This is a genomic window from Ruegeria sp. AL11, assembly GCF_056540865.1.
In genome coordinates this window covers 119,405-134,932 of record NZ_JBQFXO010000003.1, presented here as the reverse complement: position 1 = coordinate 134,932, position 15,528 = coordinate 119,405, and the positions used below count along the sequence as shown (strand labels likewise).

Annotated in this window: 17 protein-coding genes; 12 read left to right on the top strand and 5 right to left on the bottom strand. The window is 58.6% G+C overall.

All coding sequences use genetic code 11. The features are described 5' to 3' along the window. Together preA and ACR0IP_RS06310 are read left to right on the top strand one after the other, a co-directional pair. Positions 1-1,305, top strand: coding sequence for an NAD-dependent dihydropyrimidine dehydrogenase subunit PreA (gene preA, locus ACR0IP_RS06315; protein WP_170677674.1), 1,305 nt, complete (start codon positions 1-3; stop codon positions 1,303-1,305). Between the two features lie 73 nt (positions 1,306-1,378). Next, on the top strand, positions 1,379-1,858 hold the full coding sequence (locus ACR0IP_RS06310; protein ID WP_170677676.1) for a PAC2 family protein: 480 nt from the start codon (positions 1,379-1,381) through the stop codon (positions 1,856-1,858). 3 nt (positions 1,859-1,861) lie between these two features. On the opposite strand, the gene ACR0IP_RS06305 is transcribed toward ACR0IP_RS06310, so the two are convergent. Then, entirely contained in the window at positions 1,862-2,476 is a 615-nt protein-coding gene (locus ACR0IP_RS06305) for a TetR family transcriptional regulator C-terminal domain-containing protein (RefSeq protein WP_480524478.1), read from the bottom strand. Positions 2,477-2,647: 171 nt separating this feature from the next. On the opposite strand from ACR0IP_RS06305, the gene ACR0IP_RS06300 reads away from it, so the two are divergent. From ACR0IP_RS06300 to ACR0IP_RS06255, 10 genes are all read left to right on the top strand, one after another. Beyond that, on the top strand, positions 2,648-3,898 hold the full coding sequence (locus ACR0IP_RS06300; RefSeq protein ID WP_170376549.1) for a Zn-dependent hydrolase: 1,251 nt from the start codon (positions 2,648-2,650) through the stop codon (positions 3,896-3,898). Between the two features lie 91 nt (positions 3,899-3,989). After that, the gene (hydA, locus tag ACR0IP_RS06295; RefSeq protein WP_480524476.1) at positions 3,990-5,444 is read left to right on the top strand and encodes a dihydropyrimidinase; all 1,455 of its coding nucleotides are present in this window, start codon (positions 3,990-3,992) and stop codon (positions 5,442-5,444) included. 54 nt (positions 5,445-5,498) lie between these two features. Continuing rightward, entirely contained in the window at positions 5,499-6,296 is a 798-nt protein-coding gene (locus ACR0IP_RS06290) for an ABC transporter ATP-binding protein (protein WP_170376555.1), read from the top strand. After that, on the top strand, positions 6,286-6,729 hold the full coding sequence (locus ACR0IP_RS06285; protein WP_480524474.1) for a GNAT family N-acetyltransferase: 444 nt from the start codon (positions 6,286-6,288) through the stop codon (positions 6,727-6,729). The genes ACR0IP_RS06290 and ACR0IP_RS06285 overlap by 11 nt, the downstream gene beginning before the upstream one ends. After that, positions 6,726-7,658, top strand: coding sequence for an ABC transporter permease (locus ACR0IP_RS06280; RefSeq protein WP_480524472.1), 933 nt, complete (start codon positions 6,726-6,728; stop codon positions 7,656-7,658). The genes ACR0IP_RS06285 and ACR0IP_RS06280 overlap by 4 nt, the downstream gene beginning before the upstream one ends. Beyond that, entirely contained in the window at positions 7,655-8,500 is an 846-nt protein-coding gene (locus tag ACR0IP_RS06275) for an ABC transporter permease (RefSeq protein WP_480524470.1), read from the top strand. The genes ACR0IP_RS06280 and ACR0IP_RS06275 overlap by 4 nt, the downstream gene beginning before the upstream one ends. A gap of 56 nt (positions 8,501-8,556) precedes the next feature. Continuing rightward, positions 8,557-9,546 (top strand): ABC transporter substrate-binding protein, encoded by a 990-nt coding sequence (locus tag ACR0IP_RS06270; protein WP_170376562.1) that lies wholly within the window; start codon positions 8,557-8,559, stop codon positions 9,544-9,546. 159 nt (positions 9,547-9,705) lie between these two features. Next, positions 9,706-10,419, top strand: coding sequence for an ABC transporter permease (locus ACR0IP_RS06265; protein ID WP_170689975.1), 714 nt, complete (start codon positions 9,706-9,708; stop codon positions 10,417-10,419). Then, entirely contained in the window at positions 10,412-11,146 is a 735-nt protein-coding gene (locus tag ACR0IP_RS06260; RefSeq protein WP_480524468.1) for an ATP-binding cassette domain-containing protein, read from the top strand. Before ACR0IP_RS06265 ends, ACR0IP_RS06260 begins: the two co-directional genes overlap by 8 nt. A 20-nt stretch (positions 11,147-11,166) precedes the next feature. Next, a complete protein-coding gene (locus ACR0IP_RS06255; protein ID WP_170665302.1) occupies positions 11,167-11,982 on the top strand; it encodes an ABC transporter substrate-binding protein in 816 nt (271 codons plus the stop codon). Positions 11,983-12,021: 39 nt separating this feature from the next. On the opposite strand, the gene ACR0IP_RS06250 is transcribed toward ACR0IP_RS06255, so the two are convergent. From ACR0IP_RS06250 to ACR0IP_RS06235, 4 genes are read right to left on the bottom strand one after another with little or no spacing between them, the layout of a single operon-like run. Continuing rightward, the gene (locus ACR0IP_RS06250; RefSeq protein ID WP_480524466.1) at positions 12,022-12,894 is read right to left on the bottom strand and encodes a substrate-binding domain-containing protein; all 873 of its coding nucleotides are present in this window, start codon (positions 12,892-12,894) and stop codon (positions 12,022-12,024) included. Further along, positions 12,895-13,020 carry a hypothetical protein gene (locus ACR0IP_RS06245; RefSeq protein ID WP_256439764.1) on the bottom strand — a complete coding sequence of 42 codons (126 nt, stop codon included), beginning with the start codon at positions 13,018-13,020 and terminating at the stop codon, positions 12,895-12,897. A gap of 13 nt (positions 13,021-13,033) precedes the next feature. Next, positions 13,034-14,296 carry a c-type cytochrome gene (locus ACR0IP_RS06240; RefSeq protein ID WP_170689980.1) on the bottom strand — a complete coding sequence of 421 codons (1,263 nt, stop codon included), beginning with the start codon at positions 14,294-14,296 and terminating at the stop codon, positions 13,034-13,036. Beyond that, positions 14,297-15,502, bottom strand: a complete 1,206-nt coding sequence (locus ACR0IP_RS06235; RefSeq protein WP_425083288.1) for a formate dehydrogenase subunit gamma — start codon at positions 15,500-15,502, stop codon at positions 14,297-14,299. Positions 15,503-15,528: the final 26 nt, after the last annotated feature.

Below are 15,528 nucleotides of genomic sequence, written 5' to 3'. Positions count from 1 at the left end.
ATGGCCGATCTGACGACAAACTTTCTGGGCATTTCCAGCCCCAACCCCTATTGGCTGGCCTCTGCGCCGCCGACGGACAAGGAATACAACGTCCGCCGCGCGTTCGAGGCCGGATGGGGTGGTGTTGTGTGGAAAACGTTGGGGGCCGAGGGCCCTCCGGTCGTGAATGTGAACGGGCCGCGCTATGGCGCGATCTATGGTGCTGATCGGCGGCTGCTGGGTCTGAACAACATCGAGTTGATCACCGACCGCCCGCTAGAGGTGAACCTTGAGGAAATGGCGCGGGTCAAGGCGGACTATCCGGATCGCGCGCTGATCGCCTCGATCATGGTGCCCTGCGAGGAGGAGGCGTGGAAAGCCATCCTGCCGCGCGTCGCCGAGACAGGCGCCGATGGGATCGAACTGAACTTCGGCTGCCCGCATGGCATGAGCGAGCGAGGCATGGGGTCTGCCGTGGGGCAGGTGCCGGAATACATCGAAATGGTGACCCGTTGGTGCAAGAAATACTATGACCGCCCGGTCATCGTGAAGCTGACGCCGAACATCACCGACATCCGCAAACCTGCGGCAGCAGCACGGAATGGTGGCGCGGATGCAGTGTCGCTGATCAACACGATCAACTCGATCACCAGCGTCAATCTGGACACGTTCAGCCCCGAGCCTTCGATCGATGGCAAAGGCAGCCATGGCGGCTATTGCGGCCCGGCGGTCAAACCGATTGCTCTGTCGATGGTGTCCGAAATCGCGCGGGCCGAGGCCACGCATGGTATGCCCATCTCCGGCATTGGGGGCGTGACCACTTGGCGTGACGCGGCCGAATTTATCTCGCTTGGCTGCGGCAATGTGCAAGTGTGTACCGCTGCGATGACCTACGGCTTCAAGATCATTGATGAACTGACGGCGGGTCTGTCCGAATGGATGGACGAGAAAGGCTATGCCAGCGTCGATCAGGTCATTGGTCGGGCGGTGCCGAATGTTACCGACTGGCAGTATCTGAACCTGAACTATGTGGCCAAGGCCAAGATTGATCAGGACCAGTGCATCAAATGCGGCCGGTGCTATGCGGCTTGTGAGGATACCAGCCATCAGGCGATCTCGATGTCTGATGACCGTGTGTTCGAGGTGATGGATGACGAATGCGTTGCCTGTAACCTCTGTGTCGATGTCTGCCCGATCGAAGGTTGCATCACGATGGAGCCGATGGTAGCTGGTGAGGTCGATCCGCGCACCGGCAAGACCGTGCAGCCGGACTATGCCAACTGGACCTCGCATCCGAACAATCCGATGGCGAAAGCGGCGGAGTAAGGGAAACCTTCATCCCTAAAACACCGGTTCGGTGCTACACTGCCGCTGACAGACAGGATCAAAGGAGAATGTCATGCCAGCGGCACCACCGGGCCGGAGCAAGGGCGGCAACAAGGTCACCAAGCTTGACCGTGACACGTCCAAAAAGAACGTTGCCCTCTCCAAGGCCAAGCAACGTGATGCGATGGCCGCCAAGAATTTTCTTCAGCATCAGAAGCAGATCAAACGTGACGTGGACAGTCTTGAGAAGCTGAAACGCTCTCTCGAAGAGATGATGGCGAAGTTGAAGGAAGAGCGTCAGCTGGACCAACGGTTCCTTGGACAGGTGGTCAAAAAGGTCAAGGCGCTACAGAATTTTGACGCCTACGTTAAGGCCTCGGCCAAGGATCACATGGCTGTTGTGCAGCAGCCGAAAATGTATACCGCGATCGTCAAGGATGCCGGAAAAGTGCCCAAGATCAATACGGTCAAAACCATGGGCGACCTGACCATTCTGATCGCCATGGTGATCGTGCTTTTGCGCCGTATTCTGGCGCTGAAACCTGCGAAATAGCGGTTACCTCGTCAGAAGGCGCGTGAACACCTGATCAAGGTAGATTTTCGCGTCGGGGTAGGGATCGGCTTCATCCGAGCCAAGAACGGCGCGGATCTGGACGTCGAAATCTGCGTAGTGCTGGGTCAAAGACCAGATCGAGAAGATCAGGTGATAGGGGTTCACTTCGGCGATATGCCCCTCGGCCATCCAGCGGCGGATCAGGGTCGAGGTTTCATCGACCAGCGCTTTCAGATCTGTGGACAGCACGTCATAGATATGTGGAGCGCCGCGAATGATCTCATTGGCAAACAGGCGGCTTTCACGCGGGTAGTCGCGGCTCATTTCCAGTTTGCGGTGGATATATCCCAACAGCTCGCTCAGAGGATCGCCATCGGGATCGATAGCACGCATCGGGTCTAGCCAAGTGTCCAGAAGACGCTCGAGCAGGGCAGCATAAATCGCGTCTTTACTGCGGTAGTAATAGAGCAGGTTTGGTTTGCTCAGCCCGGCAGCGGATGCAATCTGATCCACGGTTGCCCCGCGAAACCCGTGGGTCGAAAAGACCTCGAGCGCGGCTTCCAGAATCGCAGCGCGATTTTTCATTTGTATTCTGGTGGGTGCGCGGTCTTTCGGCATGTATCCAACGTGTCTGTTTTTGCGCCAGTTCATAGGGGATTTTGCTGAAAACTCCAGCGACGGCGCGCAATTTCTTGACTGATGTCGAACCCGTGATAGCGTGAGTTTGACCAGTTGGTCAAATCAAGACACCAAAAGCGAGCAAACTCGCAAGCAACAGGGAAGAAGACTATGGCAGCTCCGGCGCAGAATCTCAGGATCAATGGCGACAGGTTGTGGGACAGCCTGATGGAGATGGCCAAGATCGGCCCCGGCGTTGCGGGCGGCAACAACCGCCAGACGCTGACCGATGAAGACGCCGAAGGGCGCGCGCTGTTCCAAAGCTGGTGCGAGGACGCGGGCTGTTCTATGGGTTTGGATCAGATGGGCAACATGTTCGCGCGGCGAGAGGGCACGGACCCGGAGGCGCTGCCGGTCTATGTTGGTTCTCATCTGGATACACAGCCGACGGGCGGGAAGTATGACGGGGTTCTAGGGGTGCTTGGCGGTTTGGAGATCATCCGCACGCTGAACGATCTGGGAATCAAAACCAAACATCCGATCGTGGCGACCAACTGGACGAATGAAGAGGGCACGCGCTACGCCCCTGCGATGTTGTCTTCGGGCGTGTTTGCCGGGATGCACACGCAGGATTGGGCCTATGACCGCGAGGATGCCGAGGGTAAAAAATTCGGCGATGAATTGCAGCGTATCGGCTGGCGCGGCGAGGAAGAGGTCGGCGCGCGCAAAATGCATGCCTTCTTTGAGCTGCATATCGAACAAGGGCCGATACTGGAGGCCGAGAGTAAGGACATCGGCGTCGTCACCCACGGTCAGGGGCTAAGTTGGACCCAGATCACGGTGACCGGCAAGGATGCCCATACCGGCTCGACCCCGATGCCGATGCGCAAGAATGCGGGTCTGGCGATGGCGCGTATTCTTGAAAAAGTGGATGAGATTGCGTGGTCACATGCGCCGCATGCGGTTGGGGCAGCGGGGCATATTGATGTGTATCCGAACTCACGCAATGTGATTCCGGGCAAGGTGGTGTTCACGGTCGATTTCCGCTCGCCCGAATTGGATGTGATCACTGATATGGAAAATCGCCTTCGTGTGGCGGCTGAGGATATCGTGAACGAAATGGGCCTGCAGATTGAATTCGAAAAGGTCGGTGGATTCGATCCGGTCAAATTCGATGAGGGTTGTGTCGCCGCCGTGCGCGACGCGGCAGAGCGGCTGGGGTATTCCCATACGGATATCATTTCGGGGGCCGGGCACGATGCCTGCTGGATCAACCGGGTCGCGCCGACCGCGATGGTGATGTGCCCTTGCGTAGATGGCCTGAGCCACAACGAGGCTGAAGAGATCAGCAAGGATTGGGCGGCTGCCGGGGCGGATGTTTTGCTGCATGCGGTCGTTGAGACGGCGGAGATCGTGGAATAGGGGGCGCTGCCCCCGTCGCCCACGGGCGACTCCCCCGGGATATTTTTAGCCAGATGAAGCAAGCGGCGCAGACCGCAACAGGGAGTTTGAAATGAGTACTGTTATCAAGAACGGGACCATCGTGACCGCTGATCTGACCTATAAGGCGGATGTGAAAGTTGAGGGCGGCTTGATCACCGAGATTGGGCCGGACCTGCGCGGCGACAAGGAGTTGGACGCCTCTGGGTGCTACGTGATGCCCGGTGGGATCGACCCGCACACGCATCTTGAGATGCCGTTCATGGGGACCTATTCCAGCGACGATTTCGAAAGCGGCACGCGCGCGGCCCTGGCAGGTGGTACAACGATGGTTGTGGATTTCGCGCTGCCCAATCCGGGCGAGAGCCTGCTGGATGCGCTCAAGCGTTGGGACAACAAGTCGACGCGGGCGAATTGTGACTACTCTTTCCACATGGCGGTGACCTGGTGGGGTGAGCAGGTGTTTGACGACATCAAGACGGTGATCGAAACGCGCGGCATCAACACGTTCAAGCACTTCATGGCCTATAAGGGCGCGTTGATGGTGAATGACGATGAGTTGTTTGCCTCGTTCAAACGTCTGGCAGAGTTGGGCGGTACCGCGATGGTGCATGCCGAGAACGGTGACGTTGTAGCCGAGCTGAGCGCTAAACTGCTGGCCGAGGGCAATACCGGGCCCGAGGCACATGCCTATTCCCGTCCGCCGCAGGTCGAAGGTGAAGCGACCAACCGCGCGATCATGATTGCGGACATGGCGGGCGTGCCTTTGTACGTGGTGCATACCTCCTGCGAAGAGTCGCATGAGGCCATTCGGCGCGCAAAGATGCAGGGCAAGCGAGTGTGGGGAGAACCTTTGATCCAGCACCTGACCTTGGATGAAAGCGAGTATTTCCACCACGATTGGGAACATGCGGCGCGGCGGGTCATGAGCCCTCCGTTCCGGAACAAGCAGCATCAGGATAGCCTGTGGAACGGTCTGCAATCTGGCACTTTGAGCGTTGTCGCGACCGACCATTGCGCCTTTACGACCGAACAGAAACGCTATGGCGTGGGTGATTTCACCAAGATCCCGAACGGGACCGGAGGGTTGGAGGATCGGATGCCGATGCTCTGGACCTATGGGGTGAATACAGGGCGTTTAACGCCGAATGAGTTCGTAGCTGTTACTTCAACAAACATCGCCAAGATATTGAATTGCTATCCGAAAAAGGGTGCGGTTTTGGTTGGCGCAGATGCTGATCTGGTGGTGTGGGATCCGGACAAGGCCAAGGTGATTTCGGCCGAAACGCAGCAGTCTTCGATCGACTACAACGTGTTCGAGGGTAAAGAAGTGCGCGGGTTGCCGCGATTCACGCTGACCCGTGGTGCCGTTGCTGTGCATGATGGCGAGATCCAGACACAGGAAGGGCACGGGAAATTCGTGGCGCGCGAGGCCAACACCCATGTGAACAAGGCGCTGAGCACCTGGAAAGAACTGACGGCCCCGCGCCCGGTGGAGCGGACGGGTATTCCGGCGACGGGTGTCTGACGCATTCGGGCCGCTCTATGGGCGGCCCGCAATCAAATTTTTCAAGGCTATGGAATGAACACTGACTCTACGACCCAGCCTGTGATCGAGGCAAGGCAGCTGGATCTCACCTTCCAGACGAATGACGGCCCGGTTCACGCGCTGAAAGATGTGAACCTGACGATCGACAAAGGCGACTTTGTCAGCTTTATCGGCCCTTCGGGCTGCGGCAAGACCACCTTTCTGCGCTGCATCGCGGCTTTGGAGACCCCGACGGGCGGTACGTTGACCGTCAACGGCATGACCCCGGATGAGGCGCGGCGCAAGCGGGCCTATGGCTATGTGTTTCAGGCGGCGGGTCTGTATCCGTGGCGGACCATCTCCAAGAACATAAAGCTGCCGCTTGAGATCATGGGCTATTCCGCGTCCGAGCAGGAAGAGCGCGTGAACAAAGTTCTCGAACTCGTTGATCTTGCTGGATTTGGTGGGAAATTTCCGTGGCAGCTGTCGGGTGGTATGCAGCAGCGGGCCAGTATCGCGCGGGCTTTGGCTTTTGACGCGGATATCCTACTCATGGATGAGCCGTTTGGTGCGTTGGACGAGATCGTGCGCGATCACCTCAACGAGCAGCTTCTGGCGCTCTGGGCGCGTACGGAGAAGACGATTGGCTTTGTGACGCACTCGATCCCCGAGGCGGTGTATCTCAGCACTAAGATCGTGGTGATGAGCCCTCGGCCCGGGCGGATTACGGATGTGATAGACAGCCCTCTGCCCAAGGAGCGGCCCTTGGATATCCGCGATACGCCGGAGTTTATTGAGGTTGCACACCGGGTGCGGGACGGCCTGCGGGCGGGGCATTCCTATGATGACTGATAAGGCCTCGGATATGATCAGGCGCGCAACGTTGCAGGACGTGCCGGCCTGTGCCCAAGTGATCCATGATTGGGCTTGCCAGACGGATTGGATGCCGGAAGAGCTGCCTGTTGATCAACTGACAGCCTTGATTGAAGAGGCGTTTGATCAACGTGAGATTTGGGTCACAGGCAACCCGGTCGATTGCTACATGTCCGTGGACCCGAATGAGCAGAAGATTGGTGCGCTTTATTGTAGACGGACCGGTCAGGGCATCGGTAAGCGCTTTGTCGACAAGGCCAAAGAGGGCCGCGCGTTTCTTTGGCTGACAACACACACGCCGAACACAGCGGCGCAACGGTTCTATCAACGCGAAGGGTTCGAGGTAACAAGCGAAGAGCCTCCCGTGCCCCCGGACACCGTGCCGGTCTACCGGATGGAGTGGCACGCATGAAGCAGGTCTTATCGGTTCTGACTGTGCTGCTGGCCATTGCGGTCCTGTGGTATCTGGCCGTTGCACCAATGAATGTTCGTGTCTCGCTTGATCAGGCGGAACGTGCAGGGGAAACTGTGACGCCCGAGACGTCGAGGGACCGTCAGCAGGTTTCGGTTTGGGTTCTGATGGTGCAGAACCCGTCGCATATCGCAGGTGGTTATGAGCTGGACCGGCCGCGCCTGCCAACGCCCGGTCAAGTCGGGCAAGAGCTTTGGAAAACCACCGGCGAAATGGTGATGCGAGGGCGGGCAATGTCGAAACGCTCATTGATCTATCACGGGTGGATCACGCTGCAATCCACCCTCTGGGGATTTGTACTGGGCACGGCGGTTGGCATCCTAGGGGCCGTGGCCATCGTCTATTCCCGTGTTGTGGATATGAGCCTGATGCCGTGGGCCATCATCAGCCAGACGGTGCCGATCGTGGCACTGGCTCCCATGATCATCGTCCTGAGTTCTCAGTTGGGGATCGAAGGGCGTGGGGTGCCCAAGGCGATTATCTCGGCTTACCTATGCTATTTCCCTGTGCTGGTCGGGATGGTTAAAGGGCTGCGCTCGCCGGCCGTTTCGCAGCTGGATTTGCTTCAGACCTACAACGCCACCGGGTTGCAGGCGTTTCTGAAACTGCGCCTGCCGTCCTCGGTGCCATATCTCTTTACGTCGCTGAAGGTGGGCATTGCGGCGGCCTTGGTCGGGACGATTGTGGGTGAACTTCCCACCGGAGCAATTTCGGGCCTCGGCGCGCGCATTTTGATCGGCGATCAATTCGGCACGCCTTTGGCCATTTGGGCGGCCTTGTTCGCGGCGGCCATTCTGGCGGGTATTCTGGTGACTTTGCTGGATATTCTGCAGCGAGTGACCCTGAAACGCATGGGGATGAGCGCATGAGCTGGTTGATCTTTTCCCTCGTCTTCTGGGCCGGTGCCTGGTGGCTAAACGCGTGGCTGGCGCGGTCGATCTACCGGGACTCCAAAGGCGTGCGCGTCTTTGTGCCCGTGCTCTTTGGTGTCACGCTGCTGATCCTGTGGGAAGGGCTGGTACAAGGGATGGGCGTCTCACCCGTGATCCTGCCGCCGCCGTCGATGGTGGCGCAGACCTTTGTGAACTCGACCGATATTCTGTGGCAGGACTTCAAACAGACCGTGTTCAAAGGCGCTTTCACCGGGTTTGCAATCGGAGCTACCGCCGCTTTTCTAACGGCTGTTCTGATCGACCGGTCCGTCTTTCTGACCCGAGGGTTGCTGCCCATCGGTAACTTTGTGGCCGCGCTGCCTATCGTTGGAATCGCGCCTATTCTGGTCAGCTGGTTCGGGTTCGATTGGCACTCCAAAGCAGCTGTGGTTGTGGTGATGGTGTTCTTCCCGATCCTTGTGAATACGGTGCAAGGCCTGCGTGAGGCGGATGCGATGCAACGTGACCTGATGCGGACCTATGCGGCCAGCTACACGCAAACGCTGATCAAGTTACGCCTGCCTGCGGCCATGCCGTTCATATTCAATGGCCTCAAAATTGCCACCACACTTGCGCTGATCGGGGCGATTGTCGCCGAATATTTCGGCTCCCCCACGCGCGGCATGGGCTTTCGGATTTCAACCGGGGTGGGCAGCCTGTCGATCGACCTCGTCTGGGCAGAAATCGCAGTGGCGGCAGTCGCCGGAACAGTGTTCTATGCTTTGGTGGCAGGGATCGAAAAAATGGTAACCTTTTGGCACCCCTCACAACGCAGATAACAAGACTAACCAGACCCCGAAAACGGGGCGCAATTCGTAACAAGGAGAAGATGAAGATGAAAAAGCTACTCAGCGGGGCGGTTGCCGCCTTTAGCCTGGCCGCCAGTGCATCACTGGCCGCCGATGAGGTAACGTTGCAGCTCAAATGGGTCACGCAGGCGCAGTTTGCAGGCTACTACGTCGCGAAGGACAAGGGGTTCTACGAGGAAGAAGATCTGGACGTCACTATCCTGCCGGGCGGTCCCGATATCGCGCCCACTCAGGTGATCGCGGGTGGCGGTGCGGATGTGACCGTCGAATGGATGCCGGCCGCACTGGCCGCACGGGAAAAAGGCTTGCCGCTGGTCAATATCGCTCAGCCTTTCAAAAGCTCAGGCATGATGCTGACCTGCTGGAAGGATGCGGGGATTTCCTCGCCCGAAGATCTGAAGAACCGCACTCTCGGCGTTTGGTTCTTTGGAAACGAATTCCCGTTTATGAGCTGGATGAGCCAGTTGGGCATCGACACAGGCGGTAAGGCTGAAAACGGTGTAGAGGTGCTGAAGCAAGGCTTCAACGTGGATCCTCTGCTGCAGCGTCAGGCTGATTGCATCAGCACCATGACCTACAATGAATACTGGCAGGTCATTGATGCAGGCGTGAATCCGGATGAGCTGGTGACCTTCAAGTACGAAGATCAGGGCGTGGCAACGCTGGAAGATGGTCTTTACGTGCTGGAAGAGAACCTGAGCGACGAAGCCTTTGTTGAGAAAATGCAGCGCTTTGTGCGGGCCTCGATGAAAGGTTGGAAATATGCCGAAGAGAACCCGGATGAGGCCGCTCTGATCGTTCTCGACAATGACGCTACTGGTGCGCAGACCGAAGAGCATCAGAAACGCATGATGGGCGAGATTGCTAAACTGACCGCAGGATCGAACGGGGCGCTGGACCCGGCTGATTTTGAGCGTACGGTAAGTACACTGTTGGCAGGTGGATCCGATCCGGTCATCACCGCGAAGCCGGAAGGTGCATGGACACATCAGGTGACCGACGCAGCGCTGAACTAAACCAGTCAGGCATTTCTGACGCAAAGACGCGGTCCCAAAACGGGGCCGCGTTTTCTATTCTGACTGTCGGTTTCGTGTATGTACTTTTGGTGAATCTATAGTAGTATTTCCTTGTAAATTAACGCAAATCATCCATCTGGTCTCGCTTAAAAGGATAAAATGCAAGGATTTGCAGAGGAATTCAGTCACGCCCTCTCTCTCATCCTCAATGGAGATGCAGAGCTGTGGGCGATTGTCTTTCTGTCTCTGAAAGTATCCGTGTTCGCGGTGCTGATCTCGGCCCTGATCGGGATGCCCGTTGGTGCGGCGCTTGCCGTGGCGCGCTTTCCCGGTCGCCGCGCGTTGATCGTACTGATGAATGCTTTGATGGGCTTTCCACCGGTGGTGGTCGGCCTGTTGGTCTATCTTATGCTGTCCCGTTCGGGGCCTTTGGGGGTATTGGAGCTGCTCTATACGCCCACCGCCATGATCATCGCGCAGGTGGTTTTGGTCACGCCCATCATCGCCGCACTGACCCGGCAAGTGGTCGAGATGCTGGCCGAGGAGTATTCAGAACAACTCCGTTCACTTGGAGTGTCGCGTTTGGCCTCGGTTCCGGTGTTGTTGTGGGATGCGCGCTTGGCTTTGATCACCGCGCTTCTGGCCGGGTTCGGACGTGCCATTGCCGAAGTGGGCGCCGTGATCATCGTTGGCGGCAACATCAATCACGTCACGCGGGTGATGACGACGACAATCGCGCTCGAGACCTCGAAAGGCAATCTGGCTTTGGCGCTGGCGCTGGGGGCGATCCTGATCGGGATCGCGGTGGCTGTGAACGCCATGGTCAGTGCCGCCAGCCTCCGCGCCGAACAGGAGGGGTTGCGTCATGCGTGATCTGACCTTTGATATGACGCGGTCCCTGCAGGTCCGTGATCTGGTCATCCGGCGCAATGGGCAGGCCTTGTTGGATGTGGCCGAGCTGACGCTGGACGGGCCGGGGCCAACACTGTTGCTGGGTCCAAACGGGGCGGGCAAAAGCCTGCTCTTGCGGTGTCTGCATGGGTTGATCTCACCAGATCAGGGACAGGTTGTGCAGGATGGTGCTCCGCTGAATGCCTTTCATACAGCGCGGCAAGCAATGGTGTTTCAACAGCCCGTTCTTCTGCGCCGATCAGTGTCTGCCAATCTGGATTTCGTGCTGAAACGGCAGGGGCTGGCGCGTCGCGCGCGCAAACTTCGGATCGCCGAGCTGTTGGCCGAAGGTGGCCTTGAGAGCAAAGCCCGCCAGCCTGCGCGGTCTTTGTCCGGGGGGGAGGCGCAACGCCTGGCGATCTTGCGGGCTTTGGCGATGACTCCTGAGACCCTGTTTCTGGATGAGCCGACCAGCGCACTGGACCCAAGCGCTGTGCAGATGATTGAGCGCATGATCCTGCGAGCCTCAGCGCGTGGGGTGCGGATCGTCATGGTGACACATGATATCGGACAGGCGCGGCGATTGGCTGCGGATATTGTCATGATGCAGGGCGGGCGTGTGGTGGAACACGGACCGGCCAAACAGGTTCTGGATGCCCCTGAAAGCGACGCATCACGTCGCTATCTCTCGGGCGCATTGGTTACATAACAAAAACATTGGAGCATGTGATGAGACGGGCAATTTTGCGCGCAGCGGCGCTTGGGCTTGGGATGATGGCTGGCATAGCCACAGCGGAGGAGCCGTTTATCGTGGTGCAATCCACGACCTCGACGCAGAATTCGGGGTTGCTGGACTATCTGTTGCCGGGCTTTGAGGCGGAAAGCGGTATTGATGTCCGTGTCGTAGCCGTTGGCACCGGTCAGGCCATTCGCAATGCGGTGAACGGCGATGGGGACGTGCTGTTGGTCCATTCCAAGCCTGCGGAAGAGAAGTTTGTTGCGGATGGTTGGGGCGTTGAGCGCTTGGATCTGATGTACAATGACTTTGTTCTGGTCGGGCCAAAATCAGACCCGGCTGGCGTCAAAGGAGGGGCGGATATCCTCTCCGCGCTTTCTGCCATTGAGGCGGCAGAGGCCGTCTTCACCTCGCGCGGGGATGACAGCGGAACGCATAAGGCCGAGATGGGCCATTGGGCGGATGCTGGTTTGGATCCGACCGAAGCGTCGGGCGAATGGTATCGCGAGACCGGGTCAGGTATGGGTGCCACGCTGAACATAGCCAGCGGCATGGGGGCCTATACGCTGACCGACCGCGCGACATGGCTTTCCTTTGGAAACAGAGGGGATCTTGAGATTCTGGTCGAGGGCGATCCGCGGTTATTCAACCAATATGGTGTGATCCTGGTGAATCCCGAGCGGCATCCGAAAACGCGCGCCAATGCGGGGCAGAGGTTCATTGATTGGCTGACTGGGCCGGACGGTCAGGCGGCGATTGCGGATTTCCGGCTGGAAGGGCAGCAGGTGTTTTTCCCTAATGCACAGTAAGTTTGCTTGCGGCGAACGAATTCTTGAAAAGAGGGCGTGTTAGCCGCTGGCGCCATTGTGGTGGACCTGGCCCAAACTGCTCAGGTCGTACCCCCCAAACTCCGAAGCGCGGATGCGGAACTGTTCCGACCGTATGAAGCGCAGTAGTTTCTGCATCGGCTCGTCGAAATACGCCCGCCGCCAGATTGCCAGATCCAGCCGTTCCGAGTGGGTCGGCACGAAGCGTAGGCTGTAAAGGCTGGCCAATGCGCCCAGACCAAACCCGGCCTCGGCTTTGTTGTCGTGCAGAGTGATGGCCAGCTCTTCCTCGGTGCGGGCGCAGGTGGGTAGAGCAGTCAGGTCGTCTCGGGTCAGGCCATGGGTTGTGAGCTCGGCATCGAAGAGACGTTGGCTGGCGGCGCTATTTTGGCGCAAGACGACGCGGCGACCTCTGAGGTCGGCAAAACCTGCAATGTCCGAGGTCTCCGGAGACAGCAAAAGCCCGCGTTGTCGCTGCGCAATCTCGATCAGGACCACAGGGGCCTCACCCAAAGCATCGCGCAGGGATTGGGTGTTGAAGCCTTCGTCTTCATGGATATGCAGCGCCGCTGCCTGCGCGCTTCGACTACCTAGGCGGCTGAGCCCGTCGAATGAGCCATCGTAATACGTCGCGAGACCAGATCCGCTCTCCCGCAGTGCCCAGTCCAACAGTGGATCATGGCTGCCCGCGACGATCGGAGGCAGGGGCGGTTCCGCTACCTGTGGACCGGAGCGGGACGCGTTGAGCCATGCAATCACCTCGATCCGGGGAAACAGCAGCTTGCCCATGGCGCGGACGCAAGGCACCTCGCCCGAGGAAGCGAGATCATAGGCTTTCCGCTCGCCGATCCGCAACAGGTCGGCCAGCTCTTTCGTCGTCAGGTATTCGGACATTCAGTCGAGGCGCACAGCAGGGCCAGAGGTCGCCTGTTCCGCGCTGAAGCCGATTTGGTTCAGCGCAAAGGGGGCGGCAACAGTGATGACGACCATTGCAGTTGCGGCGGCAAGAAAGGCTTTCATCTTTTCCTCCGGTTCAGTTCGGATCAACCGTTGCGCGGCGCAGAAATGCGATCAGGTCGTTCCGGTCCTGTTCTTGCGTGATCCGCTGCATCGGCATCTTTGATCCTGGAATGTAGTGATCCGGCCCCTCATCGAAAAGGGCATTTATCGTCTCGTCATTCCAAATGATATCAGAGTCTTGCAACGTTTCCGAGTAGAAATAACCGGGCAGGGTTCCGGCTTGCCGTCCGAACACTTCGTAAAGTGTCGGACCTGCACGGCGTTGCCCGTCCGGAGTCAAGCTGTGACAGATCGAGCATTTTCGGGCGAATTGCCGTTCGCCGTTGCTCATCTGGTCGGGGTCTTTCAAGAAGCTGGGTTCAGACGCAGCCATCTGCTCCTGTTCCCGCAGTGCAGCGACGGGCCAACTATACATGGCCTCATCAATTCCCCCCGCGTGGATGTTCTGGCCGTCAGTCGAGAACGCCAGCGCCCAGACCGGCCCCCGCAACGTGGCGCGAAAATCTTGGGCAATACGCCAGTCCACCGTGTCGATCACCATTATGTAACCTTCGCCATCCCCGACTGCCAATAGGCTGCGATCGGGGCTGAGGGCCAGCGCCAGAATAGGGCGTCGGTCCAGCGTGAAATCTCTCTCTTCATCCGTGCTGAGGTCGCGGATACGGGTCCCGCCATCCACAGCGCCATAGGCGATCCAGCCGTCTTGTTCGTTCAGGGCAAGCTCATTGATGCCGAAACCATGTTCGACCACGCGCCGGTTTTCCTGGCCGCTGGCCACGTCCCATTCGCGCAAGCTGCCGTCCACGCCCGCTGAGAACAACCGGGTTCCATCCTCTGAAAACACCACCGCGTTCACACCGCCACCGGCCGGACCCAGCATCTGCGGGGCGGAGCCGTCCACCGGCCACAACCCAATTGTTCCGTCCCAACTGGCTGTTGCCACATGGGTTTTTGAGGCTGCAAGGCCCACGATTTTGCCCTTGTGCTGGCCCACGACCTCTCCACCCGGCCAGCGGCGCAGGGTGAAATCGTCTCCGGCGGAGTAGATGGCAGTGCCGTTGAACACAACAGAGTTGACGGCGGCTTCATGGCCCTCCAACCATTCGGGCATTTGATCGGACCACAGGCCAACCGAATTGTCGAAACTGGCCGTGGCGATCCGCCCGTCAGGTGCGGTTGCGATGCCCATGATCGGCCCGCCATGGCCCTTGAGCGTAAAGAACTCGGACCATGCGGGCAGGGGGATCAGGGCCAGCGCGACAGCGAGCCAGCGCATCTATTCAGCGGGAGAGGCCGCTGCTTTTCTTGCCTCTTTTTCCTGCACCTCTTCCAGCCAGAGCGAGTGATGCTCACGCGCCCACTGCTCTTCGACCTCGCCAGTGCCCATGGCGTCAAACGCGCCTTCCATGCCGACCGAGCCGAGGTAGATATGGGCGATGATGATGGCGATGAAGACATAGGCCACCATGACGTGCCAGACCTGTGCGTATTGCATTTCCTCTTGCGGCGACATCTGGACGGGCAGGCTTAGGCCAAGTGCTTGAGGAATGCCGGTGGAGTTGGCGATCGAGAAGGTTTTGGCGAACATCGGCAGCTCGAACGGGAACAGTAGCGACAGGCCGGATAGGCTGATCGAGATACCCAGCAGGATACAGGCCCAGAAGATGATTTTCTGACCTGCGTTGAATTTCTTGGCGGGCGGATGGCTGCCCTTGGTGAACAATCCCCCTCCGGCGGCCAGCCATTTCAGGTCGGTTTTGTTGGGAATGTTATGGGCGATCCAGTTCACGGTGACGATGATCAAGCCCAGCATGAAGGCCCATGCGAGGTTGTTGTGCAGCCATTTGCAACCCTGCGCGATGGTCGCGAAGCCTTCCTTGCCGAAGATCGGGATCAGGAAGTCGCGGCCATAAAGCGTCAGCAGGCCAGTGATACCGAGGATCAGGAACGAGCCGGCAAACAGCCAGTGCCCGAACCGTTCAAAACTGTTGAAGCGTAGAACCGTGCGGCCTGTCTTTTCGCCATCAATGCGGATTTTACCGCGGATCAGGAAGAACAGCAGAATGACGGCTGCCATTCCAGCAATGATGTAGCTGCCGTAATCACGCAGTGGACCCGTTCGGAAGTTCCACCACCACATGCCGCCATCCTGAATCAGGACACCGGCGGCAGGGCCTTGCGAGGAAACCGTTGTATCGGCCGAGCCAAAGCGAATAGCCCGATACACGTCGCTGTCCGAGGCAACGCCGCTTGTTCCGAATTGGCCCAGCAGCCCCTCGACGTTGCCCTGACCGGTGTTTTCCGAGCGGTAGGCGTTGTCCACTTTCTCTCCCCGCTGCCGCGCCAGAATATCTTCGAGCGTCGTGGCACCGCCAGTCGAGGCGCGTTCATCCGCAGCGGGGGCCTCCGTCTCGGTGCTTTGGGCAAGGGCGAACTGAGTCAGCCCAAGGGTGAACAGAAGGGCGAAGAGTAGACGGAACATCTGAACCTCGGTCAAAATGCCAAATG